Raw genomic sequence first — 16,489 nt, forward strand, 5'->3', positions numbered from 1 at the left:
CCGAAATATGTCTGATCGCAACTGCTTGACCTAGGCCTGTGATTTGCCCGATTAATTTCTCTTGCCCCACACACGAACGGTCTTGTCATCACTTGCACTGGCAACTTGCCGTCCATCGGGGCTGAAGCAGACGCTATTTATAGCGTCCGTGTGACCAGTCAAGGTGAGTAATTCCTGTCCGGTCGATGCATCCCACACCTTGACAGTGCGGTCACTGCTTCCGCTGACAATCCGTCGTCCGTCAGGGCTGAAACAGATACCTGTGACAGCCTTGGTGTGACCGGTAAGTGTTATAAGTACTTGCGCCGTCGCAGCCTTCCAGAGTTTAATCCCTCCTTCAAAATCCCCGCTAGCGAGCCGTTCGCCGTCCGGGCTGTAGCAAACACTGCATGGAGAACTTGAGTGGCCAAGGAAAAATTTTCGATCCTGACCGGTATTCGCGTTCCAAGTTTTCAGAAACTTGTCACCCCCTCCGCTGGCGATCTGCGCGCCGTCCGGTCGAAAGCAAACGGCATATACAAAAGGCGAGTGGCCATTGAAATTTAGTAATTCCTTCTGGGTCGCCACATCCCACACTTTGATCGCGCTGTCAAGACTGCCACTGACAATTCGAAGGCCGTCCGGACTGAAATCAACTCCAGTTACAGCACTGGTGTGTCCGGTTAGCGTATGTTGTAACTTGCCAGTTGCCGCCTCCCAAACTTTGATGGTTTTATCGAAACCGCCGGCGGCGACCCACTTGCCATCAGGGCTCACTCGCACCGAGGATACATGAGCGGTGTGCCCGGCAAATGCCAACAATTGCTTCCCGGTGGTCGAATTCCAGGCTCTGATTGAAGTGTCTTGACCTCCCGCGCTGAAAATTTGCTGGCTGTCAGGACTGTAGCAGACATCCACGACGCCTCTCGTATGCCCATTAAGTGTGTCCCAGTCTTTGCTTTCGTTGGCACCCCAAATTTTGCACGTGGCGTCTCTACTTGCACTTGCAATTTGCTTACCATCTGGGCTTATGCTCAGACTTGTAATTCCACCGGTGTGACCAAGAAGCGTCCGTAGTGCCTTCCCCGTAAATGGATTCCATAACTTGATGATTCCCTCATCACCTCCAGTGATGAGGGTTTTTCCATCTGTACTAAAAGCAACATTCATACTCAAGCCATCCGTAGCGGTGTCGCTGTTGATCGTGTGTAGCATCATGCCAGTGGATGTTTCCCATAACTTTATCGTTTGATCACAGCTTCCGCTGGCGATTAGCCGATTATCTGGACTAAAGGAAACGCTATCGACTACCTCCGTGTGGCCCAAAAGTGTTTCTAATTCCTGACCTGTCGTCGTGTTCCATATCTTGACGGTCTTGTCCAATCCTCCGCTGACAATCCGTCGGCCATCAGAGCTGAACTTTACGTCCGTTACATTATTTGTGTGACTTGTCAGGGTATGTAGGACTTGTCCGTTGACCGCACTCCAAATCTTAATGTTTTTGTCAGCACTACAGCTGGCAATCAATTTCCCGTCCGGACTGAAGCACACACTATTTATGTACCCTGAATGTCCGTTGAGTGTCCGCAGTTCCTGCCCGGTGGTGGTATCCCATATTTTAATGGAGTTGTCTATTGCTCCGCTGATGACTTGGGTGTAACCCGGTTTGAAGGAAACACAGCTTACTCGATCCTTGTGCCCTATCAGGGTTTGTATTTGTGCGCCGGAGGCTACATCCCATACTTCGATCGTGTTGGCGTCGCCAGCACCTGCAGTAACGAGTTTCTTGCCGTCGGAGCTGAAACAGATACTTGCGATCCCATTTTTGCCGCCCCGTTTTAGAGTGCGCAGGCTGGTGTCCGCCTGTCCTGACAGGTAGTCGTGCTCCCAGCCGCGAAGGTGCAATGGGCAGTCTTTCAAGTACTTCAACGTTGCAGCGGGAGATTCTTGTTTCAGGGACTTTTGCGCACGGTCGATGTTCACGGCGTAATACGCTGTTTCCGTACGGCGTAGTTCCGTTTCAGCGCGCTGACGCTGCTCTTCCGCAAGCTTACTCTGCTCTTTCGCAATTTCACTTTGTTCCTCGGCACGCTGCTTTTCCGCCTCCGCGATGAGGCGTTGTTTCTGAGTGGCCTTTAGCTGTCGTTCCACCAGGGTGCGCTGCTGTTCGACACGGGCCTTTTGGTGGTCTGCCAGGAGTTGTGCCTCAGTGGCCCGGTCTTTTTCGGCCTCCGCCAACCTCGCCTGGGCTTCGGCCCGTTTGGTTTCGGACTTCGCCAACGCCAGCGCCTTTGTCTCGGCGGAGGCCCTGTTATTTGCTTCCACAGCGAAGTAGGACGAGATCGCGGTTCCTGCAAGCAGCAGCAGCAACACGGTTGTCGCCAAACCGGCGATAACAGGGTTCCGACTCACCCACTTCACCGCCACCCCCATATATGTTGGGCGGCGCGCCTTGATGGGACGTCCTTCCTGCCATCGGGTCAGATCATCGCCAAACTTCCTGCAGGAGGCGTAGCGTTTGGCAGGATCCTTCTCCATCGTCTTGAGGCAAATGGCGACCAGTTCGCGTGGCAGTCGGGGCTTGAGTCGGGCAGGGTTCGGTGGGTCGTGCTTGATGACTTGATCAATGACGACATGCGGGGAACCATCGAATGGCTTCTGTCCCGTCAGAAGTTCGTAGAAGATCGCTCCCAAGCTGTATTGATCGCTCAAGGGGCCGACCTGGGCGATGTCGCCGCGGGCCTGTTCTGGCGACATATAGACCGGCGTCCCCAGCAGGCTCCCTTCCACAGTCATGGACGAATCGTCGTCGACCTGTTTGGCAAGGCCGAAGTCGAGAATCTGCGGCTGATCCCTGGCGTTAAGAAGAATGTTGTCCGGTTTCAAGTCGCGATGGATAATCCCTTCTTCATGAGCATAGGCCATCGCGTCGGCGAGCTTTTGCATCCAGCCCACGAGGGTGGGTAGGTCGGGAGGCGAGCGCTTTAGCCGCGCGGCCAGGGTTTCTCCATCGATGTATTCGTAGGCAATATAGGGCTGCTGCCCCGCGTTCCCGGCGTCAAACACGGCCACAATGTTGGGATGCCGCAGTCTGGCGGCGGCCCTGGCCTCGGCGGCGAAACGCTTCATGCGACGGTGATCGTCTGCTGAAAACCGAGGAACTTTCAGGGCGACGGAGCGGGACAACTCCGGGTCTTCTGCCAGATAGACGACCCCGAACGCACCGTGCCCCAGTTTTTTACGCAGTTGAAAGCGGCCGATGGTCTTCGTTGAGGACGCGGCGGCGTCTGATGTTGTGGGAATGTTGACGATCGGCTGGAAGGCGTCCGTCTCGTCGGGAGACAGCGTGGGCGTGGCCGACTGGCTGACATCGACACTCCCTCCGAGGTTCAGGGACGACACCAAGAAGGCTGTTTGACAACATGAACAGCGGGCTTTTAGCCCTATTTGTTCAGCGGTGACCCGCAACCGTTTCGCACATTTTGGACATGTTGTCGTCGTCCCGAGCATCGCATCCTCTCCGATACCGCTGTGGATGGGAGTTGACGTTCGTCCCGTTCCACATCAAAGTCTACTGTTCAGACGCTGAGCTTTCCTAGAGACAATCCTTTTCTTCATGCGTGATGGTGAAGGGATCACGCCTGGAGGCATTGACAAACTCCATGCGGATCGGTCAAGAAGGGCGTAGTCAGACTTATCGTCCGTTCTTGATGAATAAATCTTCCATCACGCAGAGATTCACTATCATGGAAGCTGTGTTCCTGGGGACGGGCGGATATCATCCGAATGAGCGTCGGCACACTGCTGGCGTTGCTATTCCTGAAGCTCGGATTGTGTTCGATGCAGGAACCAGTGCCTTTCGTATTGCGAAAGTTCTTCCTCCCGGTGACTTGAACGTCTTTCTGACACATGCGCATCTCGATCACATTTGCGGGCTGACTTATCTCCTGGGGCCCCTCTTGACGGGCTATTTCACTCATTGCCGGATCTTCGCGTCAGCAGCCACGATTGAAGCTGTCCGCGAGCATTTGTTTTCACCGGCGATCTTTCCAATATTGCCTGCATTTGAATTTCAGCCGATGTTAGATGAAGTGCAAATTGGCGATTTTCTGGTCACTTCACAGGCGATGATCCATCCCGGTGGTTCACTCGCGTATCGGGTGACTGACGGCAAGTCTCGCCTGGCTTATGTCACTGATACCACGGCCAGTGATCGTTATCTCGACTTTATCGCGGGTGTCGATCTGCTCATCCATGAATGTTCTTTTCGGGACGCCGATGCGAAATGGTGCGAGCCGACCGGACATAGCCACACGAGTCTGGTTGCTGAGCTTGCGAAAAAAGCGGCTGTTAAGGAGCTTTATCTCACACATATCGACCCGAGAGAAACAGGCGACGATCCCATCGATCTGGCCTTGGCTCGCCAGATTTTCTCGCCAACGTTCGTGGCAGAAGATCTTTTGCAGGTGACCACCTGATGCGATTTTCCAGCGTTTTAGGCGAAATCTGGCATTGAGAGCGCTCTAATCAGGCGTTGCCAGAGGCCAATATGGGGTTTACGTCAAATTCCCCATGAGAGTTCTGTGGGATTTCTCAATTCTCAGCAAGAATAACGATTGAACGGATCGATACATACTGATACGCTGATTTCGCTGAGTGCCTTTCGCCTTTCTTGTTTCCCACTGTTCTTGTGGGCGTTTCCCCCTCTTTTCTTTCGCGAGGTTTCTGATGTCTCGCCGTGCTTTCACTTTGATTGAGCTTTTGGTTGTGATTGCAATCATTGCGATTCTCATTGCTCTCCTGTTACCCGCTGTCCAGCAAGCCCGCGAGTCTGCGCGGCGCACCCAGTGTAAAAACAATTTGAAGCAGTTGGGACTCGCGTTTCACAACTACCACGACACTCACCGGCGATTTCCCGTGTCAGGCGTGGCTGGCGGGGCTGGCACCAATCAGGATGTCTCCCGTTCCTGGACGTGGTCTCAGATGATCCTTCCCTACATTGACCAGGCACCGCTCTATACGGCAATCGGTGTCGGTAACACCAATTTGATACCCCAGAACAGCGCCAATATGACCAACGTCAATGACTATGCGACGGCTAATGGCGGGACGCCGGAAAAGTTAATGACGACGCGACTGGCCGCATTCATCTGTCCTTCGGCGAATGGTGGGGATGTTAATCCGCATCATAAGAATCTGGGCGTGATGATGTACGCCGGGAATAACAACATTTTCCCTGTCCCTAATCCTCCCAGAGCGATTCCGATTTCGGACATTCTTGATGGCACATCCAATACCGTACTTGCGGGGGAAAAGGCCCTGTTGACGGCGCCGTTCGTGTCGATTGGCTCGACATGGAGTTCTGGAAAAATGTGCCAATATCGGCTCAATATTGTTTCGTCTCATGCGGAGATCAATACGCCGTTTGATGGGACGCTAGATACGGCCACCAATTGTTATCTAGAGAACGCAACCCCGGTCTCGCTGTATTCGCGCGTTGCGGTCACAAGCTCACATACCGGGGGAGCCCATTTATTGATGTGCGATGGAACCGTTCGCTTTGTCAGCGAAAATATTCAGTCAAACCCTGCGGTCGCGACTGAGACTGGTAATTTTCTTTATCAGAATCTGTTTCAGCTTAATGACCGCAACACGATCGGGGAATTCTGATCCGCGCCTGATCACCTGAAAACTATCGAACGTGACGATCATCATCACCGTAGTAAAGGCGGTCTTGTGAAGCGAACCATCCTCTCTGTTTCAATACTCTCATTGCTCGTTTTTTTAATCCTTCCCGGATGTGGTAATGGGAGACCGAAACTTGCCCAGGTCAAAGGGATTGTATTACTCGATGGCAAACCGATTGAAGGGGCGATGGTGCTCTTTCAAAGAGTTTCTCAAGAGAAAGACAGCTTCCAACGTCCCTCGTCAGGGGTGACAAATGCTGCTGGTGAATTCACCGTTCGCACTTATGATGCCAATGATGGATTGCCTTACGGGAAGTATCAGGTGGGTGTGGAAAAACGAGAGATTGTGGGTAAGCCACCGGTTAACCCAGGTGAAGAAACCAACTCCTCTGTCAATATCACCTACAAATGGGTGGTTCCGAAATCTTATGCTGACCCGGCTTCGTCAACATTGGCTGCTGAAGTGACTTCAGCGGGGATTTCACCGGCTGAGTTTTCATTAACGACGAATGGCCAGAAGCCCCAGATTGAATTGGTGGGGCCTCGTGCCCGTGCGAATGACCCCTGAGCATATTGTGCCTGTTAAGCCTTTCTGTACATAACCGGTTTTGTCGTCTGATTATCTTTGATGTGTGGTTGTTATTTTTTTTCTATTTATGAAAGGGACGTAATGTGTCGGTTAGAACGCAAGGGATTCACCCTGATTGAGTTGCTGGTAGTGATTGCGATTATCGCGATTTTGATTGCGTTGCTACTTCCCGCAGTTCAGCAGGCTCGTGAAGCGGCACGCCGTACGGAATGCAAAAATCTGCTGAAACAGTGGGGCTTGGCACTCCACAACTATCACGACACATATAATGCCCTTCCTAGTGCTGGCATGGCGGTCGATGGATCACCCGCCAATAACCAAAAAAATCATTTAAGTTTTCATGTCCGGACGCTGCCTTTTCTTGACCAAGCTCCACTTTACAACCAGTTTGATATGTCGCGGTTCTATAATGATGTTCCCAACTTTGCTTTGAAGCGGCAGAGAATTCCTGTGCTTCATTGTCCAAGCGCCAGGCTGGCGGATCAGACTTCAACAGAAACGGCTACCTATGGCACTGCGGTTAATGCTGTGACTCATGATGTTGTTAATGTGCATTATTTAGGTGTGGCTGGTGCAAAGGGTTTGCTATCTGGCTCAACTACGGCCTATTACCCTGCTTTTCCTGCGACACCCTTGCCAACGACGGATCATGGTGGCGGGGCCACGAATGGGATGTTGCCTCGCAACATTTGCGTGCGGTTTGGCGATTGTACTGATGGGTTATCAAACACTTTGCTCGTCGGTGAAGTTTCAGCAGATCCTGCCTCTGGCTGGACTTCCAGTTTTCGTGCCTGGACACAGGGTGTCAGTAATAACTCGGACGCAGCCGCGGTTTACTCCTCGAAGAACGTTTCCAACCAGATTGGTAAGAACTCAGGATATCAGGGTGGTACTGCGGGGCGGCTTTTTAATGACGTTCGTTTCAGCAGTCAGCATGTGGGAGGTGCCCATTTTTTGATGGGCGATGGTACGGTGCGGTTTATTTCTGAAAATATTGATTTTGCGACTTACCAAGCTGCTGCCAGTCGCAGTAGCGGTGAATCGACCGCACTTCAGTAGCGATGTGTGAAGTGTTATGTGTTGCGTATGTATTCCTCCGGCCAATGTTTTTTCCTGTGAGAAAGAACATTGGCCGGGCTTGTTCTGGTCGCCTCTGAAATACAGGAGTGATGGCTGTGAGGGAAACTTCTGGTGATATCATGATCAGAAAGGTCTGGAGTGGTGCCGTAATCCTGGGGTTAACAGCACTTGGCTGCGGGGGAAGCGATGTGCCGATTGCGAACCTTCAAGGGAAGGTTCAGTTCGCTGGCGCCCCCTTAGTTTATGGAACGGTGGAGTTTGTTCCGGATGTTACCAAGGGGCACAAAGGGCCAATGGGCGAAGCGGAAATCGTGAATGGCTATTACTCAACCCGTAAGAGCGGGCGAGGAGTGATTTTGGGGCCGCATGTGGCTCGGATCACTGGTTATACGGCAAAACCCGTTGCTGGCTCGGGTGACGAAACGGTCGTGACTCCTAATGCCCCGCCGCTGTTTGTGATGTACAGCATTCCTCTGGAGAAATTGTCCCCGACGTGCGATCTGGAGATCCCTGAGTCAGCCAAAGGTTTTGGTATGGCACCCAAAGGCAAGGCAAAACGGACGAATGATCCCTGAAAAACTCACAACTCAGGGTTCATATGTAGCACAACACCCCGGCGATTGTTTATGATTTGATGAGTATCAACTCCCGCCGCCTGATCTTCGCTGGATGGTTCCATGCCGCGATTTCCATTTCGACCAAGCGTTTCGTTGAGTCCGGGTGACTGCATGGCCACTGTTTCCAGATCTTACAAATCTTACAGTGTTGCCAGAGCGTGCCTGCTTGCATTCGGCCTTTGCCTGATTCTGGTGCCGGCGGCTGTTGTTCAGGGAGGAGAGTCAGCAGCAGATGGTGCGACTGCAAGTCCTGCATCTGCGACAAAAGCCAGTGCAGCGGCGAAAGCCAGTGCTGGGGGAACCGCAGATCACGGAGATGGTGGTTCTTCAACGGTGCCCGTTGCTGACACCTACCATGCGATTGTGAAGCAGGACCGGCCGGTTGCTCATTGGAGCTTTGAGGGGGGCCAATGGGTTGATTCACAGGGTCAATTGGCTCTGGAGAAAAAAGGGACGGTGAAATCCCAAGCCGAGGGACCACGAGGAAAGCGCTATCCGCTGTTCGCAGACAAGAATCAGGCCATCGATTTTCCCGCCGGTGCGGGCTATCTGTTTGTGAACGATCTTCCTGCCAAGAACAGCATTGAGGCCAAGGGGCCGGCCAGCCCGTTACAGTTTGGCCTGGGTGACACGATCACTCTGGAAGCGTGGGTGGATGTTCAGAACATCGCGGATGGCCAGCAGATGTATGTTGTCGGGAAAGGTCGTACCAAGCGAGCCGGCTATCCCGATGAAAACCAGAACTATGCCCTGCGACTGGCAGGCAAAGACAAGCAGGCCGTGGTCAGCTTTCTCTTTCGGGATGCAGAAAACAAGAAGGGTTCCAGCGATAGCTATCATCGTTGGAACTCTCAACAGGGTTTTGCCAAGGATACGGGGTGGCATCATATTGCTGTGAGTTACAAATTTGGCGATCCCAAGTCCATTCGGGGTTACATTGACGGCGAACTTGCCACGGGGACCTGGGATTATGGCGGTGCGACGACTCAGGGGCCGGTAGTCGATGATGACCAGCTCTGGATCGGTTCCTCGTTGGGAGGGAATTCTGGTAGTACGTTTCGCGGGAAAATCGATGAAGTCGCGATTTATCGGCATGCGCTCTCTTTGGATCGCATTCAGGAACATGCACGAATTCAGGCCGTCCCGTCATATATAACGGATAAGAACCGGCTGTCGAAAGATCGCCTGCTTGTCGAGGTTTTCCACGGTGTCCCTGACAAGCACAACTGGACGTTCAGCCTTCCTGCCCCGTTTGAATCTTTCGAGCAGCGGGATTGGGCCATGGTTGGCATTCCCCAGCTTTATAACAATCATGGAGTGCGCGAGGATCGCAGCAATCCCATCGTGGTGCGGATGAGTGGTCTGGTGGAATTTCCCGAGGGGGTCACCCGAGCCATGTTGCGTGCCCGCAGCGGCGCCCGTCTGTGGGTTGATGGTGCTCTGGTGCTGGATAACCGGCATCCCGGTCGCGGTAGTGATGGGCATGGGCCGCTCTATCGTGTGGAAAGTCAGATTTCCTCAAAAATTCGCCCACTTCAACCCGGAGACTATGAACAGGCGGTGGAGTTTCGGCCATCATCGGGTCTGCATCAGGTGCAGATCGATTTCTGGGTGGGCGGGAAAACGCGGCGTCCTGAAGTCGGAGAACTCTGCTTTGCTGTCAGTCAGGACGGAGAGAATTTTCAGGTTCTTTCGACAGAGAAGCCATTTCCTTTAACTGATTCGGCCTGGGAAACATGGTCTGTGCAAGAGTTGGCGCGGCTGCAAACCGTCAACACCGTCCGTCGGCTAGCTGCTGGAACCAACTATGCCAAATACTGGGAACGACGGCACGCCGATGGTCGGGATCTTCTGGAACAGCGTCTGGCCAACAGCCCGGAATCCGGTCTCAGAAATCTTGACCGCCGGCAGCTTTCGGCTGTCATTGATCGAATCATCGCGGATCGATTAACTGTCGCTGAAACGGAGCCTCTGCCGCTGATTGATGACGCGACTTTCTTGCGCCGTTCGACTCTCGATGTCCTGGGAACCATTCCGACGCGTGAGCAAGCCGCTCATTTTCGATCGCTCCCTGAGGCGACCCGCCGTCAGGAGTGGGTTGAGTGGTTGCTTGCGCAGGATGGGTGGGCTGATCATTGGGTGGCATATTGGCAGGATGTGCTGGCAGAAAATCCGAATCTCGTGAACCCCACGCTGAATAATACCGGGCCTTTCCGCTATTGGATTCATGAGTCATTTACTGATAACAAACCCTTTGACCGGTTTGCGACGGAACTGATTCTCATGGAAGGAAGTGCCTATTTCGGTGGGCCGGCAGGGTTTGCCCTGGCTACTCAAAACGACAGCCCGATGGCTGCCAAAGCTCATATTCTGGCACAGGCATTTCTCGGCATGGAAATGAAATGTGCCCGCTGTCACGACGCGCCTTACCACGATTTTCTTCAGAAAGATCTTTTCAGTATCGCGGCGATGCTGAATCGTTCTTCGGAATCGGTGCCTAAAACCAGTACCATTCCCGGAGACGATGATGCCCTGAAATCGCTGCTGGTCAAGGTGACGCTCAAGCCTGGTGAACCTGTCCCTCCCGCGTGGCCTTTTGCTGAGCTTCTTTCATCAAAGGTTTCTCCCGATATTCTGGAACGTCCCAGTGATCAACGGGAACAGTTGGCCGCGCTGGTGACATCGCCGCTGAATCGGCGGTTTGGTCAAGTCGTTGTTAATCGTCTCTGGCAGCGATACCTGGGACGCGGCATTGTTGAGCCAGTGGACGACTGGGAGAATCCTGAACCGACCCATCCCGAGCTTCTGGAATTTCTCGAGGCGGAACTGATCCGTTCAGGGTATGACCTGAAACATGTTGCGAGGATTATTTTGAACTCGCAGGTCTACCAACGCGTGGCTGATGGCCAAGGGTTGGGCGATGAACGCCGGGCGATGCTGTTTGCTGGCCCCCGGCCTCGTAAACTCACGGCTGAGCAGCTTGTCGACTCCCTCTTTATTGCCTCTGGAAAGTCGTTCCGAACGGAGGAGCTCAACATCGATCTGGATGGACTGCGTGACTATCATCAGTCTCTTGGCTTTGGTTTCCCGCAACGGGCCTGGGAGTTTGTTGCCACCAATAATGAGCGAGATCGTCCGAGTTTGTCGCTGCCGGGGATTCAATCATTTCTGAATGTGCTGGAAACTTTTGGCTGGCGTCCTTCGCGTCCTGATCCTGTCAGCCTGCGTGCGAATGAAACCACGGTTTTACAACCGGCCACGTTGGCTAATGGCACATTGACCCTTCGGGCTTCCCAGTTCTCGGATGATAGTCAATTGACAAGGTTGGCCCTCGACGCGGAATCGCCAGAAGCCTTTGCCGAGCTGCTCTTCCAGATTTTCTTGACGAGGGAGCCGACTCAACAGGAAAAGCAGACTTTGGTGGCGTATCTAACCCCCGGATTTAGTGACCGTGTGGTGGCCGGTGCTTCTGCTGAGGTGACGACACGGCCGCGAGCCACTGGAGTCAGCTGGACTAATCATCTCCGACCTGAAGCCAATGATCTCAAAGTTCAGTATGCAATTTCGGTCGAGAAGGGAGACACACCGACTCAGCGTCTCTCGCCGGCCTGGCGTGAACGTGCGGAAGACGCGACATGGGCGTTGATCAATATGCCCGAGTTTATACTGATCAACTGAAATCGTTCTGAGGGAAATGACCCGTAACGGTTGATCCCTCCGTCAGCAGAATTTCAAAGTCTTTCTAGCAATCATCAGGCAAAAGTACGTCGGTTAAAGATAGGGCAAAGAGATGTCAACAGATCTGGGACGACGAGACTTTGTAAAAACCACTGCAGCAGGCATGGGAATGCTTGGAGCAGCCTCTGGATTGACTGCTGGCGGTCAGGCTTCTTTGTTCCTCCCCTCAGCGATGGCAACGGATGGGCATAAGCCTGTGTTTCCCATGGGGAAAGCCGAGCATTGTGTCATGATCTGGCTGGGAGGTGGAGCCGGGCAGATTGACACCTGGGATCCGAAAGTCAAAGGGGATCCCAAGGGGAAGAAGCCGGGTTCTTATTATGACAAAATCAAGACCGCGATTCCTGGTGTGGAAGTCTGTGAACACCTTTCGCACTGTGCGCCGATTCTTGATCGATTCACTCTCTTTCGGACAGTTCACCACGATGTGATCGACGAGCATGCCGCTGCGACCAACCGTATGCATACCGGCCGTCCTGTGAGCGAAACGGTGATCTATCCTTCGGTGGGATCTGTGATTGCCCATCAGCGTGGTGCCGCTGGCGATGGTGTTCCTGCGTATGTTCTGATTGGGTATCCCAGCACGACACGCGGGCCGGGTTTTCTGGGGAGCAGCGCGGGGTATATCTATCTGACAGATACGGAAAGTGGCCCTCAAGGGTTTCAACCGGCTTCTGTGGTGAAAAAGGATCGTCAGGATCGACGATTTGAGTTGCTTGGTCAAATGCGAAAGGCTTCCAGCAGCGAGCATCGGAACGTGATGCTTGAAAATTATGAGAAGATGATTGAAGAGGCGCAGCGTCTGGCTGGGCCGCAATTCATGAAGATCTTCAACCTGAAGTCTGAACCCGACTCCCTTCGGAATGAATACGGTGGCGAGTTTGGCCAGCGGTGTCTGTTGACGCGCCGACTGCTTCAATCAGGTGTCCGTTTTGTGGAAGTGTCCCATAACCTCAACTTTTTGAATGGGACTGGTTGGGATGTGCATAACGAAGGCATCTTTAACCAGCATCTCCTGATTCAGGAACTTGATCAGGCTCTGGCAGCACTGGTGCTGGATTTGGAACGCGTGAAGCTGCTGGATAAGACTTTGATTGTGGTCTCTACCGAGTTTGGCCGTCCGGCCGGGTTTGATGGCGGTGGCGGACGCGGGCATCATGGGCGGTGCTTCTCTGTTGCCTGCGCGGGGGGTGGGATCAAGACGGGAGTTGCTGTTGGCGAAACCGATGAGTTGGCGATGAAAGTTGTCAGCCGTCCGGTTTCGGTTCCTGACCTGCACGCCACAATGTATGCCACGCTCGGCATTAATCCCCGCGAAGAACTCTATGCGGGTGAGCGGCCTGTGCCAATTACCGATGGGGGGACGCCTGTTGTCGAGCTTTTCAGCTGAAGGCCGCGGTGAAATCGCTTTGATCGGCTAAAAATCGCGGACTCGGTTCTTTTGATTGTGGGTAAGACGCCTTCAGGATGCGTTTGTTTCCTGAGAGGACGGCTTTACGCTGCATTGCTCGACTTGATAGCATCCTGGCTACGATACGACTGCGTATCGCTGTATCAACCGTTGGACACATTCCTTATCTCGGGGCCAGGACATGCTCTTTGAGCAGTCCGTGCAATTTGCCAGCCTGAGTGACATCGGGTTTCGGCGACAAAATAATCAGGACGCCTTCGCGGTTCACCTCTGTAAGGATCCCGAAGATTGGGGGCGGCGCGGGCATCTTTTTGTTGTCTGTGATGGCATGGGTGGGCATGCTGTCGGGGAATTGGCTAGTAAACTGGCGGTCGATACGATTCCTCATGCGTTTCAAAAATCGGTTGAATCGAATTCCCGCGATGCCCTGAGAGCCGCGATTGTTGACGCCAATCGCGTGATCAATGACCGGGGAACCCAGAATCGTGAATTCGAGCGAATGGGGACAACATGCACAGTCCTCACGCTGGGATTGGAAGGAGTGCTGATCGGTCATGTGGGTGACAGCCGGGCTTACCGGATTCGCGGAAGCCAGATTGACCAGGTCACGGCAGATCACAGTCTGGTCTGGGAGATGATCCAGCAGCGGCGAGTTCATCCCAAAGACGCCAGCACTGTGGTTCCCAAGAATATCATTACCCGTTCTTTGGGGGTGGAACCTACTGTCAACGCTGATATTGAAGGCCCCTTCCCTGCCTTTCCAGGGGATGCTTATCTCCTCTGTTCGGATGGCCTGACGAATCTTGTGAGTGACCAGGAATTGGGTCTTGCCGTTCGCGAGTTGCCTCCTTCGGATGCGTGCCGTTTTCTGGTGAATCTGGCTAACCTCCGTGGTGGGCTTGATAACATCACTGTGATTGTGGTGCGAGTTGGTGCGCTACCGGAGATGGTGACTACTGAAGAAAATGCTCCCGATCCCATTGCGGATTCCTTTCGTTCGTCATCGAAGCAGGCCGCCCTGTTATTGTTCAGCGTTTGTGCCTGTGGATTGATCGGTACCGGCCTGATGCTGTTGGGAGGGCCGCGTCTGGTTCCCGGGCTGGCACTGGCTTTTGTCAGCATCATGATCTGGATCATCGGGATGATCTCGATGCGGCGAAAAGCACTTTCTTTAGAGGCACCCCGTGATCGCGCGGATGACTCAGCGACGGTTCTGTGGCGTCCTTATCGGACAGCAAGTGCTCGCGCGACACCCGATGTTTTGGAACGTTTGGTACGGTTACACACCGAGTTACAAAAAGCGGCTCGTGAAGAAAACTGGGGGATTGACTGGGTTCAACACGATGAGTTGGCTCAGAAATTTTCAACAGCGATTCTCGAGAAGAAATTGAGCCGTGCTTTCCGCGATCTTTCCAAAGCGATCGGCATTCTGATGAATGGTGTGCAGGTTCAGAGAAAGCGAATGAAACGGGAGTCGCGGTGGGGAAATGTTCGCCAAAGTAAGGATTCCCCTTCCAACCCCGCGTGACGACGAGGTGCTTGCCAACTGTGAAGCAAGAGGAGACGTCGTCAGTGAGACAAATCTCTCTTGCTGTGCGACAGCCGTTCCTTGTAAGGTTTGCAAACCTGTGTCGCATTTGATGCGATTGGCACGCGATGCAGATGATCCGCCTGGAATGCGTTCGATAGGATATTGAACGCTGCTCATCGGAAAGATAACGGCAAGGAGGCCGAAGTGTTCCTGACACGATCGATTCGCCGCAAACTGTGCGTGGTGCTTTTCGTGCTCGTGTCATTGCTGAGCCTGTTGTTCGGTGCTGGATTTTATGGCCTGCTTTCTTATCGCGGCATGGTCAACGAGATCGAGCGGAACCTTCGTGCCGGCCCCAAGCGGTATGAAATACTGGCAGCCGTCACCCGTTTGATGGAGCCGACGCTTAAGCGGGATTCTCTCTTACTCTCTCACCTGCTGGGTAAGCTGGAATTGGTGATGGGCGAGTACCGCTTGCAGTTGGTCAAGCTGCCGAACACGCCGGAGAATCGCGGCCAGGGTGCGATCTCGTTCGCCATCCTGCAAAAAATGGATGAAGATATTCTTCGTATGAAAGACAAGCTGCCAGCTTTGGACAGCCAGCAGATTGCGTTTGTGGCTCAGCAGGAAATGACAGATCGCCTGTCTTCTTTGCATAAAAGTGCTGTCAATCTTCCCAATCCGATCGATGGACTGGAAGTCCTTTGGCAGGCGGATCGAGCGACCTACAAGATTTGTCTCTGGTTGCTGTCCGGCGCGACTCTGTTAACTGTCGCTGTGCTGCTTGTTGTCTCCCGGTTGGTTTTTGTCTGGATTTTTCGGCCGATCAAAGACTTGCACCGTGGTGCCACCAAGGTGGCGAGAGGCGACTTCAGCGTTCGTGTGGAATTAAAAGGGCAGGATGAGATTGTTGATCTGGCTGATGCGCTGAATGCCATGACGTTGCGATTCTGCGAAATTAAGGCGGATCTGGATCGACAGGTTAATGAGCGCTCACGGCAGTTGGTGCGTTCAGAGAGATTAGCAGGTGTTGGCTTTCTGGCGGCAGGTGTTGCTCATGAAATCAATAACCCCCTTTCGGCTATTTCGATGGCCTCTGAATCTTTGGCAAGCCGGGTTTCGGGAACAGAAGGAACGGAACTGGTTGTCTCTGCCGACGATGCGGATGTGGCCCGTCAGTACCTTGCGATGATCCAGACAGAGGCTGGCCGCTGCCAGGAAATCACCTCCCGCCTGCTCAATTTTGCTCGCGGGCAGGATGCACCACGCTACCGGCAAGACGTGACAAAAATTGTCAGTGACGTCATCCAGATGGTTGGGCATATGGGGCGATTTGCCGGGCACTCCATCGTATTCCGGCCACAGGGAAGTGCTCACGCCGATGTGAATGGTTCCGAGATTAAACAGGTTGTCCTGAATCTCGTGGCGAATTCATTGGAGTCGATGGGAACATCGGGGGGCACCCTCACGATTGATGTGATTGAACGCTCGGATGAAATCTGTATGACATTCACAGATACCGGCTGCGGGATGACGCCGCGTGTGCTGGAAAATCTGTTTGAGCCTTTCTTTACTGAGAGAAAGTCTGGAAGAGGAACAGGGTTGGGGCTTTCCATCAGTCATCGCATCGTGACCGATCATGGGGGCCGGATCGAAGCTCAGAGCGATGGCCCGGGATTGGGGAGTCGCTTCAGGATTCATCTGCCTAAACGTGCTGTTCAGGTTGCTGCTGCATGACCTTACCTCCCCACGATAATGTTGAAATGCGGCATTGTCGGTAATGTCCCCTTGTGTTAATACCCATTCTGAATTGAAACCCCCGTGAATGCCTGCCAATGGCCCGGTGACATGATGTTT

Annotated in this window: 11 protein-coding genes; 9 read left to right on the forward strand and 2 right to left on the reverse strand. The window is 53.4% G+C overall.

The genetic code is table 11. The annotated features are described in order from the left end of the window. Positions 1-51 precede the first annotated feature (51 nt). A complete protein-coding gene (locus SH287x_RS05555) occupies positions 52-3,381 on the reverse strand; it encodes a protein kinase domain-containing protein (protein ID WP_479517505.1) in 3,330 nt (1,109 codons plus the stop codon). 344 nt (positions 3,382-3,725) lie between these two features. Between SH287x_RS05555 and SH287x_RS05560 the strand changes: the two genes are divergently transcribed. The 5 genes from SH287x_RS05560 (at position 3,726) to SH287x_RS05580 (ending at position 7,910) form a co-directional block, all read left to right on the forward strand. Beyond that, the gene (locus SH287x_RS05560; protein WP_479517506.1) at positions 3,726-4,457 is read left to right on the forward strand and encodes an MBL fold metallo-hydrolase; all 732 of its coding nucleotides are present in this window, start codon (positions 3,726-3,728) and stop codon (positions 4,455-4,457) included. A gap of 250 nt (positions 4,458-4,707) precedes the next feature. Beyond that, the gene (locus tag SH287x_RS05565; RefSeq protein WP_479517508.1) at positions 4,708-5,649 is read left to right on the forward strand and encodes a DUF1559 domain-containing protein; all 942 of its coding nucleotides are present in this window, start codon (positions 4,708-4,710) and stop codon (positions 5,647-5,649) included. Positions 5,650-5,715: 66 nt separating this feature from the next. Then, on the forward strand, positions 5,716-6,234 hold the full coding sequence (locus tag SH287x_RS05570) for a hypothetical protein (protein WP_479517509.1): 519 nt from the start codon (positions 5,716-5,718) through the stop codon (positions 6,232-6,234). Positions 6,235-6,336: 102 nt separating this feature from the next. Next, positions 6,337-7,314, forward strand: coding sequence for a DUF1559 domain-containing protein (locus SH287x_RS05575; protein ID WP_479517510.1), 978 nt, complete (start codon positions 6,337-6,339; stop codon positions 7,312-7,314). Positions 7,315-7,454: 140 nt separating this feature from the next. After that, positions 7,455-7,910 (forward strand): hypothetical protein, encoded by a 456-nt coding sequence (locus SH287x_RS05580; RefSeq protein ID WP_479517511.1) that lies wholly within the window; start codon positions 7,455-7,457, stop codon positions 7,908-7,910. 5 nt (positions 7,911-7,915) lie between these two features. Here SH287x_RS05580 and SH287x_RS05585 read toward each other — a convergent pair whose 3' ends face one another. After that, positions 7,916-8,065: a hypothetical protein gene (locus tag SH287x_RS05585; RefSeq protein WP_479517513.1), complete on the reverse strand. Its 150-nt coding sequence runs from the start codon at positions 8,063-8,065 to the stop codon at positions 7,916-7,918. On the opposite strand from SH287x_RS05585, the gene SH287x_RS05590 reads away from it, so the two are divergent. The 4 genes from SH287x_RS05590 to SH287x_RS05605 all read left to right on the forward strand — a co-directional run bounded on the left by SH287x_RS05590 (position 8,064) and on the right by SH287x_RS05605 (position 16,369). Next, a complete protein-coding gene (locus SH287x_RS05590) occupies positions 8,064-11,630 on the forward strand; it encodes a DUF1553 domain-containing protein (protein WP_479517514.1) in 3,567 nt (1,188 codons plus the stop codon). The two genes, SH287x_RS05585 and SH287x_RS05590, sit on opposite strands and share 2 nt — an antisense overlap. Before the next feature lie 112 nt (positions 11,631-11,742). Further along, positions 11,743-13,080 (forward strand): DUF1501 domain-containing protein, encoded by a 1,338-nt coding sequence (locus tag SH287x_RS05595; RefSeq protein WP_479517516.1) that lies wholly within the window; start codon positions 11,743-11,745, stop codon positions 13,078-13,080. Positions 13,081-13,282: 202 nt separating this feature from the next. Further along, positions 13,283-14,629, forward strand: a complete 1,347-nt coding sequence (locus SH287x_RS05600) for a PP2C family protein-serine/threonine phosphatase (RefSeq protein WP_479517517.1) — start codon at positions 13,283-13,285, stop codon at positions 14,627-14,629. Between the two features lie 207 nt (positions 14,630-14,836). Continuing rightward, positions 14,837-16,369: a sensor histidine kinase gene (locus SH287x_RS05605; protein WP_479517518.1), complete on the forward strand. Its 1,533-nt coding sequence runs from the start codon at positions 14,837-14,839 to the stop codon at positions 16,367-16,369. Positions 16,370-16,489: the final 120 nt, after the last annotated feature.

The sequence above is a fragment of the Planctopirus sp. SH287 genome (genome assembly GCF_056500625.1).

Excerpts from the sequence above, each read along its gene's own strand:
- SH287x_RS05560 (WP_479517506.1), top strand. The coding sequence starts at position 3,726 with ATGGAAGCTGTGTTCCTGGGGACGGGCGGATATCATCCGAATGAGCGT.
- SH287x_RS05565 (WP_479517508.1), top strand. The coding sequence starts at position 4,708 with ATGTCTCGCCGTGCTTTCACTTTGATTGAGCTTTTGGTTGTGATTGCA.
- SH287x_RS05575 (WP_479517510.1), top strand. The coding sequence starts at position 6,337 with ATGTGTCGGTTAGAACGCAAGGGATTCACCCTGATTGAGTTGCTGGTA.
- SH287x_RS05580 (WP_479517511.1), top strand. The coding sequence starts at position 7,455 with ATGATCAGAAAGGTCTGGAGTGGTGCCGTAATCCTGGGGTTAACAGCA.
- SH287x_RS05590 (WP_479517514.1), top strand. The coding sequence starts at position 8,064 with ATGGCCACTGTTTCCAGATCTTACAAATCTTACAGTGTTGCCAGAGCG.
- SH287x_RS05585 (WP_479517513.1), bottom strand. The coding sequence starts at position 8,065 with ATGCAGTCACCCGGACTCAACGAAACGCTTGGTCGAAATGGAAATCGC.
- SH287x_RS05595 (WP_479517516.1), top strand. The coding sequence starts at position 11,743 with ATGTCAACAGATCTGGGACGACGAGACTTTGTAAAAACCACTGCAGCA.
- SH287x_RS05600 (WP_479517517.1), top strand. The coding sequence starts at position 13,283 with ATGCTCTTTGAGCAGTCCGTGCAATTTGCCAGCCTGAGTGACATCGGG.